General features: G+C 75.5%; 13 protein-coding genes. 9 read left to right on the top strand and 4 right to left on the bottom strand.

The window, feature by feature from the left end; translation table 11 throughout:
• Nucleotides 1-67 precede the first annotated feature (67 nt).
• Complete coding sequence (locus ACGFZ2_RS08540) at nt 68-838, top strand: hypothetical protein (protein ID WP_393451531.1); 771 nt, start codon at nt 68-70, stop codon at nt 836-838.
• An 85-nt stretch (nt 839-923) separates the two neighbouring features.
• Here the strand turns inward: ACGFZ2_RS08540 and ACGFZ2_RS08535 are convergent, their stop codons facing one another.
• Both ACGFZ2_RS08535 and ACGFZ2_RS08530 read right to left on the bottom strand, forming a co-directional pair.
• Complete coding sequence (locus tag ACGFZ2_RS08535) at nt 924-1,820, bottom strand: ribokinase (RefSeq protein WP_393451528.1); 897 nt, start codon at nt 1,818-1,820, stop codon at nt 924-926.
• Nucleotides 1,821-1,840: 20 nt separating this feature from the next.
• Nucleotides 1,841-2,695: an ABC transporter ATP-binding protein gene (locus ACGFZ2_RS08530; RefSeq protein WP_393451525.1), complete on the bottom strand. Its 855-nt coding sequence runs from the start codon at nt 2,693-2,695 to the stop codon at nt 1,841-1,843.
• A gap of 118 nt (nt 2,696-2,813) precedes the next feature.
• Between ACGFZ2_RS08530 and ACGFZ2_RS08525 the strand changes: the two genes are divergently transcribed.
• Entirely contained in the window at nt 2,814-3,824 is a 1,011-nt protein-coding gene (locus ACGFZ2_RS08525; RefSeq protein ID WP_393451522.1) for an ABC transporter ATP-binding protein, read from the top strand.
• A complete protein-coding gene (locus tag ACGFZ2_RS08520; RefSeq protein ID WP_393451519.1) occupies nt 3,821-4,834 on the top strand; it encodes an ABC transporter permease subunit in 1,014 nt (337 codons plus the stop codon). The genes ACGFZ2_RS08525 and ACGFZ2_RS08520 overlap by 4 nt, the downstream gene beginning before the upstream one ends.
• A gap of 246 nt (nt 4,835-5,080) precedes the next feature.
• On the opposite strand, the gene ACGFZ2_RS08515 is transcribed toward ACGFZ2_RS08520, so the two are convergent.
• Nucleotides 5,081-6,256, bottom strand: a complete 1,176-nt coding sequence (locus tag ACGFZ2_RS08515; protein ID WP_357453700.1) for an ROK family transcriptional regulator — start codon at nt 6,254-6,256, stop codon at nt 5,081-5,083.
• Between the two features lie 167 nt (nt 6,257-6,423).
• Here ACGFZ2_RS08515 and ACGFZ2_RS08510 point away from each other — a divergent pair, with 167 nt between their 5' ends.
• The 4 genes from ACGFZ2_RS08510 to ACGFZ2_RS08495 all read left to right on the top strand — a co-directional run bounded on the left by ACGFZ2_RS08510 (nt 6,424) and on the right by ACGFZ2_RS08495 (nt 9,774).
• Nucleotides 6,424-7,875, top strand: coding sequence for a glycoside hydrolase family 3 N-terminal domain-containing protein (locus ACGFZ2_RS08510; RefSeq protein ID WP_393451516.1), 1,452 nt, complete (start codon nt 6,424-6,426; stop codon nt 7,873-7,875).
• 168 nt (nt 7,876-8,043) lie between these two features.
• On the top strand, nt 8,044-8,622 hold the full coding sequence (locus ACGFZ2_RS08505) for a hypothetical protein (RefSeq protein WP_393451513.1): 579 nt from the start codon (nt 8,044-8,046) through the stop codon (nt 8,620-8,622).
• Complete coding sequence (locus ACGFZ2_RS08500; RefSeq protein ID WP_393451510.1) at nt 8,619-9,113, top strand: thiol-disulfide oxidoreductase DCC family protein; 495 nt, start codon at nt 8,619-8,621, stop codon at nt 9,111-9,113. The genes ACGFZ2_RS08505 and ACGFZ2_RS08500 overlap by 4 nt, the downstream gene beginning before the upstream one ends.
• On the top strand, nt 9,076-9,774 hold the full coding sequence (locus ACGFZ2_RS08495) for a TetR family transcriptional regulator (protein WP_393266968.1): 699 nt from the start codon (nt 9,076-9,078) through the stop codon (nt 9,772-9,774). The genes ACGFZ2_RS08500 and ACGFZ2_RS08495 overlap by 38 nt, the downstream gene beginning before the upstream one ends.
• Before the next feature lie 222 nt (nt 9,775-9,996).
• On the opposite strand, the gene ACGFZ2_RS08490 is transcribed toward ACGFZ2_RS08495, so the two are convergent.
• On the bottom strand, nt 9,997-10,659 hold the full coding sequence (locus ACGFZ2_RS08490) for a GNAT family N-acetyltransferase (RefSeq protein ID WP_357697201.1): 663 nt from the start codon (nt 10,657-10,659) through the stop codon (nt 9,997-9,999).
• A 353-nt stretch (nt 10,660-11,012) separates the two neighbouring features.
• Here ACGFZ2_RS08490 and ACGFZ2_RS08485 point away from each other — a divergent pair, with 353 nt between their 5' ends.
• Both ACGFZ2_RS08485 and ACGFZ2_RS08480 read left to right on the top strand, forming a co-directional pair.
• A complete protein-coding gene (locus tag ACGFZ2_RS08485; RefSeq protein ID WP_393451507.1) occupies nt 11,013-11,210 on the top strand; it encodes a DNA repair protein in 198 nt (65 codons plus the stop codon).
• A gap of 121 nt (nt 11,211-11,331) precedes the next feature.
• On the top strand, nt 11,332-11,850 hold the full coding sequence (locus ACGFZ2_RS08480; protein WP_357453722.1) for a hypothetical protein: 519 nt from the start codon (nt 11,332-11,334) through the stop codon (nt 11,848-11,850).
• Nucleotides 11,851-11,894 lie beyond the last annotated feature (44 nt).

The raw sequence follows: 11,894 nt of genomic DNA, 5'->3' as shown, positions 1-11,894 counted from the left end.
GGGCGCCGCCCGGGGGTCGCGTTGTGCCGCCCGGCGGTTCGGGCGCGGGCGACGCACACTTGGTGCCATGGTGATTCCCCTCCCCCGGCCCGCCGCGGTCGTCGGTCTGACCCGCTCCGCCCTCGACCAGGCCCTCGGCTCGGCGGCCTCGTTCGCCGCCGTGCCGGCCCGCGCGTTCGCCGTGCTGGACTCCGTGGAGGCGCTACTGACCCGGATCAACGGGGTGGTGGACCGGATCGACGGCATGGTGGAGCGGGTCGACGGCATGGTGGACCGGGTCGACGCCACGGTGGGCCGGGTCGACGGCATGGTGGACCGGGTCGAGCAGACCCTCGACCGGACCGACCAGGTGCTCGCCGACGCCGACGCCGCGGTGCGGGAGGTGCCCGTGATCAGCGCCGCCGCGACCGCCGCCATCGGGACGGCGACCGAGGTGGCCGCCGCCGCGTCCGTGGTGGTCAGGGAGGCCGAGTCGGTGGCCGGTCGGGCGGCCGGCGCCGTGGGCACCGCGGCGGAGGCGGCCGCCACGGCCGCCGAGCTGCTGACGGCGTACGAGCCGGCGTTGCGCCGGGCGGCGCCCATGGCGAACCGCTTCGTCGAGCAGCTCAGCCACGAGGAGGTGACCGCCGCGATCCGGCTCGTCGACGAGCTGCCCAAGCTCAAGCAGCACCTGACGGCGGACATCCTGCCGATCCTGGCCACCCTGGACCGGGTCGGCCCGGACCTGCACGACCTGCTCGACGTCACCCGCGACCTGAAGCTCGCCGTCGCCGGCATCCCGGGGTTGGGCATGCTGCGCCGTCGGGGCGAGAAGCTCAGCGACGACGCGGAGGCGTGAGCGGCGGTCAGCGGCTCGGCCCAGGGCGGGGCGGCCACGGCCCCGTTCACCGGGGCCCGGTCGGCGCCGACCCGCCCGGGCCAGATCAGGCGGGCGTGTAGAGCTCCTCGATCTCGGCCCGGCTGGGCAGGGCCGAGGAGGCGCCGAGCCGGCGGGCGCAGGCCGCCCCGGCCGCCGCCGCCCAACGCACCGCGTCGACGAGGTCCCGGCCCTCGCCCCAGGCGACCGCGAGCGCGGCGGTGAAGGCGTCCCCGGTCGCCGTGGAGTCCACCACGTCGACCTTCACCGCCGGCACGTGCACGGCCGTGCCGTCCCGGTCGCCGTACCAGGCGCCCTGCGCGCCGAGCGTGAGCACCACCCGGGGCACCAGGTCGAGCAGGGCCGACGGGTCGTCCCGGCCGCGCCCGGTGAGCGCCTGCGCCTCGGTCTCGTTGACCACCAGCAGATCCGTCGCCGCGAGCAGCTCCGGGGGCACCGGCACGGCCGGCGCGGCGTTGAGCACCACCCGCCTACCGGCCGCCCGGGCAACGACCGCCGCCCGGGTCACCGTGCCGACCGGGATCTCCAGCTGGGCGAGCAGCACGTCCGCGGAGCGTACGGCCGCCAGCTCGGGCTCGGTGAGGTGGGTCATCGAGGCGTTCGCGCCCGGGGTGACGAGGATCGCGTTCTCACCCTCGGCGTTGACCATCACCAGCGCCACCCCCGACGTGCCGTACGTCGTGCGGAGCTGGTCGGTGTCGACGCCGGCGGCGGTGATCCGGGCCCGCAGGGTGACGCCGAACGCGTCGGAGCCGATCGCCCCGAGGAAGGCGCAGGAGGCGCCGGCGCGGGCCGCGGCGATGGCCTGGTTGGCGCCCTTGCCGCCGGGCACCATGACGAAGCCGGTGCCGAGCAGGGTCTCCCCCGGCCGGGGCAGGGCGGGGGCGGTGCCCACCAGGTCCATGTTGGCGCTGCCCACGACGACGACCCTGGTCTGCCGCACGCCGACCTCCTTCTGGCGCCTCAGGCGGCGCGGGCGGTGTACCGGTCGCCGGAGCGCTCGACCACCAGCGGCAGCCCGAAGGTCTTGGAGAGGTTGTCCCCGGTGAGGGTGTCACCGAGCAGCCCCTGGGCCACCACCTGGCCGTCGCGCAGCAGGAGCGCGTGGGTGAAGCCGGGCGGGATCTCCTCCACGTGGTGGGTGACCAGCACCAGCGCCGGGGCGTCCGGGTCGTACGCCAGCTCGGCCAGCCGGGCCACCAGGTCCTCCCGCCCGCCCAGGTCGAGCCCGGCTGCGGGCTCGTCGAGCAGCAGCAGCTCCGGGTCCGTCATCAGCGCGCGGGCGATCTGCACCCGCTTGCGCTCCCCCTCGGACAGCGTGCCGTAGGCGCGGTCGGCGAGGCCGCCGATGCCGAGCTGGCTCAGCAGCGCGCGGGCGCGGGCCTCGTCGCCGCTGTCGTAGCTCTCCCGCCAGCGCCCCAGCACCGACCAGGCGGCCGTCACGACCACGTCGCTGACCCGCTCGTCGGCGGGCACCCGCTCGGCGAGCGCGGCGGTGGAGAGCCCGATGCGCGTGCGCAGCTCGTTGACGTCGGTGCGGCCGATGCGCTCGCCGAGCACGTGGGCGGTGCCGGTGGTCGGGTGCAGCCGCCCGGCGGCGAGGTTGAGCAGTGTCGTCTTCCCGGCGCCGTTCGGGCCGAGCACCACCCAGCGCTCGTCCAGCTCGACCCGCCAGTCCAGGTCGTGCAGCAGCGCCGTGCCGGACCGGCGTACGCCGACGCCGTCGAGGCTGACCACCAGATCCGCGTCCACGGGCGCGGGCGCGGCTGCGGCGCCGCCGGCGCCGGGGATCAGGTCACCAGTCACCCGACCATCCAACCACGCAGCGCGGGGCGCCCCCCACGGGCGGCGCCCCGGTCGTAGGGTGAGGCGCCGTGTCGTTGGTCACCACACTCGAAGGACGGTCCATGCCCGGTCGGAACACGGAGCCGCGCCGGTGAGCGCGGTCATCGAGATCGAGGGTCTGCGCAAGACCTTCCGCAGCCTGCGGCAGGGGCGCCGGGTGGCGGTCGACGGTTTCGACCTGCTGGTGGAGTCCGGCCAGATCCACGGCTTCCTCGGCCCCAACGGGTCGGGCAAGACCACCACGCTGCGTGCCCTGCTCGGGCTGGTCCGCGCCGACGCCGGCCGGATGACGGTCCTGGGGCGGACCTCGCCGGAGCAGCTGCCCCAGGTGGCCGGGCGGGTCGGGGCGATCGTGGAGAGCCCGCAGTTCTTCGGCAACTTCACCGGGCACCGCACCCTGCGCCTGCTCGCCCGGGCCGGCGGCGTGCCGGTCGCCCGGGTCGACGAGGTGCTGGAGCAGGTGGGCCTGCGGGACCGGGGCGACGAGCGGGTCAAGGGCTACTCGCTGGGCATGAAGCAGCGCCTGGCGGTGGCCTCGGCCCTGCTCAAGGACCCGGAGCTGCTGATCCTCGACGAGCCGGCGAACGGGCTGGACCCGGCCGGCATCCGGGAGATGCGGGACCTGATGCGCTCGCTGGCCGAGGCCGGCGTGACCGTGCTGGTCTCCAGCCACATCCTGGCCGAGATCCAGCTGATCTGCGACCACGTGACGATCATCTCGCGGGGCCGCCGGGTGGCCGCCGGGCGGGTCGACGAGGTGCTGGCCGGCTTCGACCGGCACGAACTGCTGGTGCGGGTGGACGACCCGGAGCGGGCCGCCGAGCTGCTGGCGGCGGCGGGGATGGCGGTGACCGGGCGCGACGACCATCTGGTGGTGGGCGACGTGGACGACGCCGCCACGGTCAGCCGCACGCTGGGCGAGGCGGGCCTGTGGGTGCGCGAGCTGACCCCGCTGCGGCCCGACCTGGAGAGCGTCTTCCTCGAACTGACCGGCACGGCGGCGCACCCGACGGTCCCCCGTCAGGTGGACGACTCGGTGCTGCCCGACCAGGGGCCCCGGGAACCGGTGATCGACCTCGACGCGAGCGGAGTGGACGCGTGAACCTGGTCCGTGCCGAGCTGGAGCGCCTGGGTGCCCGGCGCTTCGTGCAGCTCATGGTCGTCCTGCTGGTGCTCGCGTTCGGCGTCACCGCGGCGACCACCCTCGCCGGCTCCCACCGGCCCACCGCCCAGGAGATCCTCGACGCCGAGCAGCAGGCCGCCGCGGCGCGCAGCGAGCTGGAACGCACCCACCAGCTCTGCCTGGACCGGCAGCGCGGCGTCATCCGGGTGGACGAGGTGCACGAGTACATCCCGGACGACTGCAGCGAGGTCGACCCGGCCCAGATGGAGCGGGCCCCGGTGGCCGCCGACTTCCTGACGGGGGTGTTCACCTTCGCCGAGGAGGCCCGGCCGCTGCTCTACTTCCTCGTCGCCTTCCTGGTGCTCTTCGGCTTCCTGGTCGGCGCCTCCTACATCGGCGCCGACCTGAACTCCGGCGGGGTGGTCAACCTGCTGCTCTGGCGGCCCCGGCGGCTGACGGTGCTCGGCGCCAAGCTGGGCACGCTGCTCGGCGCGACGGCGCTGCTGTCGCTGGTCGCCTCGGTGGCGTACCTCGGGGCGTTCTGGCTGATCGCCCAGCTCGCCGGCCGGCCCGGGCGGCTCGACGGGGAGTTCTGGCGGTCGCTGGGCGCGACGTGGGGGCGCGGCATGCTGCTGGTGCTGCTGGTCACCGCGATGGGGTTCGCCATCGCCACCCTGGGCCGGCACACGTCCGCGGCGCTCGGCGCGATCGCCGGCTACCTCGTGGTGTGGGAGCTGGGGGCCCGGCTGGTGATGGAGATCCTGGACGTCGTCCAGGTGGACCGGTACGTGCTCTCCAGCTACGTGGCCGCCTGGCTGAACGGCAAGGTGGAGTTCTGGGACCTGCGGGCCTGCCCGGACGGGCTGACCACGTCCTGCAGCGGCTACTGGACGCTGACCTGGCAGCCGTCGCTCGTCCTGCTGCTCGGGCTGACGGGGGCGCTGACCGCGGCGGCCTTCGCCGTGTTCCGCCGACGCGACCTGATGTGACCTGCGGCGTCATCCGGCCCCGGCGCGGCAACACCTTGCAGCACCGGGGCCGATGATGAAATATTCCTTCACATGACGCGCGGCCAACCCCGCCGCTCCGGGCCGCCGACGCCCGCCGAGCACCTTCGGGCGACGCCCGCCGAGCACCTTCGGGCAGCTTCCGCCGAGCAGGTCCGGGCGACGCCGGGCGGGCACCGGCCGGCTCCGCCCGGGCCGGCCGGCACGACGGCGGCGCGCGGGTGGCGGTCAGCCGATCGTCGAGCCGAAGACCTCGTCGCGGACCGCGTCCAGCGCCGTGCGCAGCGCGCCGCGCAGGATCGGTTCCTCGGTCAGGCCGGTGGGCACGACCCGGGGCCGGACCAGGGTGATCGCCGCGACCTCGTGCTGCACCCGCTCCGCCAGCGCCGCCCCGCCGGCCTGGCCGACCTCACCGGCGAGCACCACCAGCGGCGGGTCCAGCACCACGCAGGTGCTCGCCACACCGAGCGCCAGCCGGCGGGCCACCTCGTCGAGCATCGGGCCGCCGGCCGTGCCGTCGGCGACCGCGGCCCGCACGGCGGAGGCGCCGCTGTCGTCCGGGTAGCCGTGCGCCCGGGCCAGCTCGCGGACCGCCTCCGCGCCGATCAACTGCTGGAACGCGGGCTTCGCCCGGCGGGAGACGTCGCGCGGGATGGGCGCCCCGGGCACCGGCAGGTAACCGATCTCGCCCGCGGCACCGCTGCTGCCGTGGTGCAGCCGGCCGCCCAGCACGATCGCCAGGCCGACGCCCGCGCCGACCCAGACCAGGACGAAGTCCGTCAGCCCCCGCGCGGCGCCCGACTGCGCCTCGGCGACCGCCGCCAGGTTGACGTCGTTCTCGAAGACCACCGGGGTGTGCAGGTCCTCCCGGAGCGCGGCGAGCAGACCGCTGTGCCAGCGCGGCAGGTTGAAGGCGAAGGTGATGTCGCCGGTGCCCGGGTCGACCAGGCCGGGGGTGCCCAGCACGATCCGCCGTACGCTCGACAGCTGCGCCCCGGCGCTGCTCGCGGCCTGGACCACCGCGTTGTGCACGACCCCGACCGGGTCGTCGGTGTCCCGGGTCGACTGCTCGACGCGGCCGATCACGGCGCCGGTGATGTCCGCGCACGCGGCGACCACCCGGTCGGCGCCGACGTCCACGCCGACCACGTGCGCGCTGCCCGGCCGCACGGCGTAGAGCTGGGCGTTCGGTCCCCGCCCGCCGGCCTGCTCGCCGACCCGGGTGACCAGCCCCCGCTCCTCCAGCCGTTCGACCAGCTGGGAGGCGGTGACCTTGGACAACCCGGTCAGCTCGCCGAGGCGGGCCCGGGTCAGCGGCCCCTGCTCCAGCAGCAGCTCCAGCGCCGCGCGGTCGTTGAGCGCCCGCAACAGGCGGGGGGTGCCGGGCAGCCGGGTCGAACTCATGCCACGTCCTCTAATTTTGTTAAACCTTGCTAACTGTAAACGGACCTGCAAACGGGTAGCCGTAGCGTATCGGCCGCCCGGGACCGGGGCGCTCGGCCGACCCGGTACGTCGCCGACCGCCGCCGGTACGACATCCGTGCCCTCGGGCACCGAAAGGGGAAGATCACGTGGGGCTCGATCCAGGACTGCGCCGGCTCGCGCTCGGCACGCTGCTCGCCGCGTACCCGGGGCCGGTCCCGCCGGACTGGGCGGTCGACCTGGTGGCCGAGGGACTCGCCGGGCACACCCTCTTCGGCACCAACGTCCACGACCCGGGGCAGTTGGCGGCGAGCACCGCCGCCCTGCGCGCGGGCCGGCCGGACGTGCTGATCGCGATCGACGAGGAGGGCGGTGACGTCACCCGGCTGGCGCACGCCACCGGCAGCCCGTACCCGGGCAACGCCGCGCTCGGCGCGATCGACGACGTGGCGCTGACCCGCCGGGTCTACGAGGCCATCGGCGCGGAGCTGGCGGGCCTCGGCATCACCGTCGACCTCGCGCCGACCGTGGACGTCAACACCGCCGACGAGAACCCGGTCATCGGCACCCGCTCGTTCGGCGCCGACCCGGTGCGGGTCGCCGCGCACTCCGCCGCGGCGGTCGCCGGCCTCCAGGCCGCCGGGGTGGCCGCCTGCGCCAAGCACTTCCCGGGGCACGGCGCGACGGTCGCCGACTCCCACTACGAACTGCCCACCGTGGACGTGCCACTCGACGTGCTCCGCGAGCGCGACCTGCCGCCCTTCGCCGCGGTCGTGGCGGCCGGCGCGCAGGCCGTGATGACCGCGCACATCCGGGTGCCGGCGCTGACCGGCGACGGCCCCGCCACGTTCAGCCGGGCGGTCCTGGTCGACCTGCTGCGCGGCGAGTACGGCTTCACCGGCACCGTCATCACCGACGCGCTGGAGATGAAGGGTGCCGCCGTGGCCGCCGGCGGGGTGGGCCCCGCCGCCGTACGGGCCCTCACCGCGGGCGCCGACCTGCTCTGCATCGGCGCCAAGGTCGACGCCGAGCTGGTCGAGCGGGTGGTCACGGAGATCGTCGGCGCGCTCGCCGACGGCCGGCTGGACCGGGCCCGGGTCGAGGAGGCGGCCGGCCGCGTCGCGACGCTCGCCGCGTGGACCCGGGCCACCGGCGCGACCTCGGCCGCGTCCACCGAACTCGGGTACGCCGCGGCACGGCGGGCCGTCCGGGTGGAGGGGGCCCTGTCCGGCCTGGACCGCCCGCTGGTCGTGCAGCTGCACGCCGCCTCGACCATCGCCGAGGGACGGGTGCCGTGGGGCCTCGGCCCGCACCTCGACGGCGTGGAGGAGCTGCGCGTGGTCGCGGCCGAGACCGAGCCGGCGGCCCTGCGCCGGCTCGCCGGGGACCGGCCGATCGTGCTGGTCGGTCGCCACCTGCACCGCCTGCCGGGCGGCCCCGAGCTGATCGCCGCGCTGGCCGCCGCGCACCCGGTGACCGTGGTCGAGATGGGCTGGCCGGCCCAGTGGCGGCCGGCGGGCGTACGGGCGTTCGTCACCACGTACGGCGCGAGCCACGCCAACGGCCGGGCGGCGGCCGAGGTGCTCGGCCTGGCCGGCTGACGCGGGCGGCGGCACCCGGGCCCGGGCCGGCGGCTTGACGGCGCGGGCCCGGGGTGCGCCGTCGGAATGACCGACCCCTGACACCGCGCCACCCACTCTTGAACGCGTTCAAAGAGTGCCCTACGCTCATGGCAACAAACTTGAACACGTTCAAGAAGGGCGTCGGCGATGGACACCAAGGTCTGGATGTACCTGGTCTACCTGGCGGTCAGCATCGGGCTGACCGTGTGGGTGGCCCGGGCGCTCTCCCGCAACGGGTTGGTCTTCCTCGAGGAGGTGTTCGCCGACGAGCGGCTGGCCCGTGCGGTGAACAGCCTGCTCGTGGTCGGCTTCTACCTGCTCAACCTCGGCTACGTCACGGTGGCGATGAAGCACCCCGACCCGGTCGGGTCCACCGCCCAGGCCATGGAGGAGCTCTCCCTCAAGATCGGCCTGGTGCTGCTGGTGCTGGGCGCGCTGCACTTCTTCAACGTCTTCGCGCTCGGCCGGTACCGCCGGGGCCGGCTGCGCCAGCTCGCCACCCATCCGCCGCTCGCCCCGGTCGGCCGGCTGCCGATGCAGCCCACGCCCCGCGGCCCCCACCCGGCCGCCGCGGCCGGCCCGCACCCGGTCGGCCCGTACCCCGGCAACCTCCACCCCGGCAACCCGCAGCCCGGCGGCCCACGCCAGCCCGTCGGCACCCAACAGCCCGCCGGCCCGACCGGCCCCGGGCCGGAGGCCGGCCCCGGCACGCCGCCGGCCCGATGACCGTCCCGCCCGGCGACGGAACGGGCGGGGTTCCGGATGCCACCGCGCACGGGGGCGGTGGCATCCGGGGGTTCACCGTCCTCTACGACGCGCACTGCCCGCTCTGCCGCGCCGCCCGCCACTGGCTGGCGTCCCGCGCTCAGCTCGTACCCCTGGAGTTCGTGCCGGCCGGCTCCGCCGAGGCCCGGCGGCGCTTCCCCGGGCTGGACCCCGACGCGACACTGCGCGACCTCACCGTGGTCGCGGACACCGGCGAGGTGTACGCGGGCGACGGCGCCTGGTTCGCCTGCCTGTGGGCGCTGGCCGACCACCGGGGCGCCGCCGAGCGGCTGGCGCGCCCGCACCTGCTGCCGCTGGCCCGCCGGATCGTCGCCGCCGCCGCGTCGGTACGCGAGCGCGTCCGCGACCCGTGGGCGGGCCCGGTGGACGACCCGGCGGGATACGGTGAGCCCGATGACCGAGCAGACTGCGCCGACGACCGCTGCGGGTGAGCCGGCCACCGCCCGGGGCGAGCAGACGCGGCAGCTCATCCTGGACACGGCGATGCGGCTGTTCCAGGAGCGGGGGTACGCCCGGACCACCATGCGCGCCATCGCCCAGGAGGCCGGGGTGGCGGTGGGCAACGCCTACTACTACTTCGGCTCCAAGGACCACCTGATCCAGGAGTTCTACGCCCGCGCCCAGCTCCAGCACCGGGCGGCGGCGCAGCCGGTGCTCGACCGGGAGTCCGACTTCGCCGCCCGGCTCGCCGGGGTGCTGCACGCCGGCATCGACGTGCTCACCCCCTCGCACGACTTCGCGGCGAGCTTCTTCAAGACGGCGGCGGAGCCGACGTCCCCGCTCAGCCCGTTCTCCGCCGAGTCGTCCGCGCCCAGGAAGGCGGCCGTCGACCTCTTCGCCGAGGTCCTCGACGGCTCGACCGCGAAGGTGGACGCCGAGCTGCGTCCCCACCTGCCCGAGCTGCTGTGGCTCGCGTACATGGGGGTGGTCCTCTACTGGGTCCACGACCGGTCCCCGCAGCAGGCCAAGACCCGGCAGCTCATCGACGGCGCGGTGCCGTTGGTCGACCGGCTGGTGGGGCTGTCCCGGTTGCGGGTGCTGCGCCCGGTCACCCGGCAGGTGCTCGACCTCATTCGCACGCTGCGTCACTGACCCGCCGCGCCGCCTCGACACGCTGCGCCCCAGGTCAAGTCCACTTCTGGACAGTTCCAACCGCCCGCCGGCATCTTGCCGAACAGCCCATCAATACGTAGCGTAATCGGCACACACGGCGACCGGCCCCGCAACGCCCGTCGCGGGCACGGGACCTGGGGGAGGCTGCGGGCCGTGGATCCGGCCCGGGATCCACGGTCCGCGCCCCGCCCCACCGTCGAGTCAGGGCGGGTACACCCCGAACGACCGCCAGCCCCGGTCGGGGAAGCCGGCGGCCTCGGCGACCCGCGCGGAGGCCGCGTTGGCGCGGTCGTGCAGGTAGGTCGGGACGGCCCCCTCGTCGAGCACCCGCCGGGCCGCCTGCGCGACCAGCCGCCGGGCCAGCCCCCGCCCCCGCGCCGCCGGCACCGTCCCCACCGCCAGCTCGTGGCCGTACGCGTCGTGTCGCTTCACCCCCACCCCGGAGAGGTACCGGCCACGCTCGTCGCGCACCACCAGCACGGGCCGGTCGAAGAGCCGGAGCCAGGACGGCAACCCCGGCGAGGCCGGGGACACCCACTCCCCCACGTCGGGCAGCGGGGCCGGGGCCACGCTCCACCGGAACACGTCGTCGTGGACCGCCCAGCCGGGCTGGCCGACCGTCGCGGGCAACTCGGGCAGGAACCGCCCGGCCCGCCGGCGAACCAGCTCGCGGACCGCGTCCACCCGGTCCGGCGGTACGGAGAGCACGGTGCTCGCCCCGGCCGCGACCGCGATCGCCGGCCGAAGCCGACCGTCCCAGGCCGGCCGGGCCCGCCGGCGCGACCCGACCACGTGCAGCGCCGGGCCCGCCGGCCACTGGCCCAGCCAGGTCGCCAGGTGCAGGTGGAGCCGCCGGTCGAGCATCGAGTCACCTTCCCCGCGGCCGGCCCACGGCAGCCGCCCGCGCGGACGCCGCCGGGGTCGCTCGCCGCGCTCGGCCCGAGCGCGGTCCGCGCCCCGGCCCGTCCGCCGATCACCGTACGCCGGACGGTTGCCGCCCGGCGCACCGTTCCGATCAATGGGCCCGCCGGCCTCATTGCCGGGCTTCGCGCCTCAGCCGCACCGACGTCGGTTCAAGCGCACGGCGGGCGGGTACAGGTGCAGGACGTCGATGGACGCCGCCCCGAGAGCCGGCGCGGTCGCGGGAACCCGATACATCGATCGAGCGTCATATTCATTTCCATACATGTACAACTTTCTTTGGGACGGTAATGGTCATGCCGAATCAGCCGAATGACCGGTACCAGCAGGAGACCGAGCGGCTCTGGCGCCCGCCCGGGACCGTCGGACGGTTTCCCGCGCAGCCGCCGTACCGGGGCAACCGCGGCGCCGCCCGGACCGAGGCGCTCCCCTGGGGAGAGCTCAACAAGCTGCCGGCCGGCACGTCCACCCGCCGCAACCTCAACCCGCGCTGACCCGCGCCGCCCCGCCGGGGGCGACGACACACCCGGGGCGGTCCAGCGGCGGCTTTCGCACACCTGTCGGGTAATTTCTTGTGGTCCGCAACCCCGACCCACGACAGGAGAAGCACCGCGCATGGGCAAGAAGACGATCCACGTCTCCGACTTCACCGGCACGGTCATCCAGCCCCACGACGAGGTGGTCCGCGTCGTCGTCCTGGAACACCCTGACCTGGTGGCCGGGCCCGTGCAACTGGACGCCACCCCGGTCGAGGTGGAGAGCATCGACGACGCCGCGCTCGACGTCGCGGTGGTCGAGATCCACGACCGGCACGGCGGCGACGAGCCCCGGCGGGTGGTGCTGACGGCGAGCGAGTTCGACGCCATGGCGACCGACGTCCCGATGGCGCAGCTGCTGCGGACCGCCGAGCGGGTCCGCCCGCCGAAGGCCCGCAAGAGCGCCGAGAAGGTCGACTACGGCACGATCGAGCACGCCGGCAAGCCGCACCGGGGCCGGGTCACCGAGGAGGAGGCCCGGCTGGTGCGCGAGCAGCTCGACGAGGTCAACAAGCGCCTCGCCGACGCCGGGATCCGCCAGGTCGACCCCGCCGACCCGGAGCACGCCGCCCGGTACGGCTTCCCCACCGCCTCCTGAGTCGCCGCGGCGGCAACCGGCGTCCGGCGCGCTCCCGGACCCGG

The organism is Micromonospora sp. NPDC048063 (genome assembly GCF_043202855.1).
Taxonomy (GTDB): domain Bacteria; phylum Actinomycetota; class Actinomycetes; order Mycobacteriales; family Micromonosporaceae; genus Micromonospora.
Note: the sequence above shows the minus strand (reverse complement) of the source record. Positions and strands in the feature narration are given on the sequence as shown.

Coding starts and splice junctions, on each gene's coding strand:
- ACGFZ2_RS08500 (WP_393451510.1), top strand. CDS start 8,619: ATGACCGTCCCGCCCGGCGACGGAACGGGCGGGGTTCCGGATGCCACC.
- ACGFZ2_RS08480 (WP_357453722.1), top strand. CDS start 11,332: ATGGGCAAGAAGACGATCCACGTCTCCGACTTCACCGGCACGGTCATC.
- ACGFZ2_RS08485 (WP_393451507.1), top strand. CDS start 11,013: ATGCCGAATCAGCCGAATGACCGGTACCAGCAGGAGACCGAGCGGCTC.
- ACGFZ2_RS08540 (WP_393451531.1), top strand. CDS start 68: ATGGTGATTCCCCTCCCCCGGCCCGCCGCGGTCGTCGGTCTGACCCGC.
- ACGFZ2_RS08495 (WP_393266968.1), top strand. CDS start 9,076: ATGACCGAGCAGACTGCGCCGACGACCGCTGCGGGTGAGCCGGCCACC.
- ACGFZ2_RS08515 (WP_357453700.1), bottom strand. CDS start 6,256: ATGAGTTCGACCCGGCTGCCCGGCACCCCCCGCCTGTTGCGGGCGCTC.
- ACGFZ2_RS08490 (WP_357697201.1), bottom strand. CDS start 10,659: ATGCTCGACCGGCGGCTCCACCTGCACCTGGCGACCTGGCTGGGCCAG.
- ACGFZ2_RS08505 (WP_393451513.1), top strand. CDS start 8,044: ATGGACACCAAGGTCTGGATGTACCTGGTCTACCTGGCGGTCAGCATC.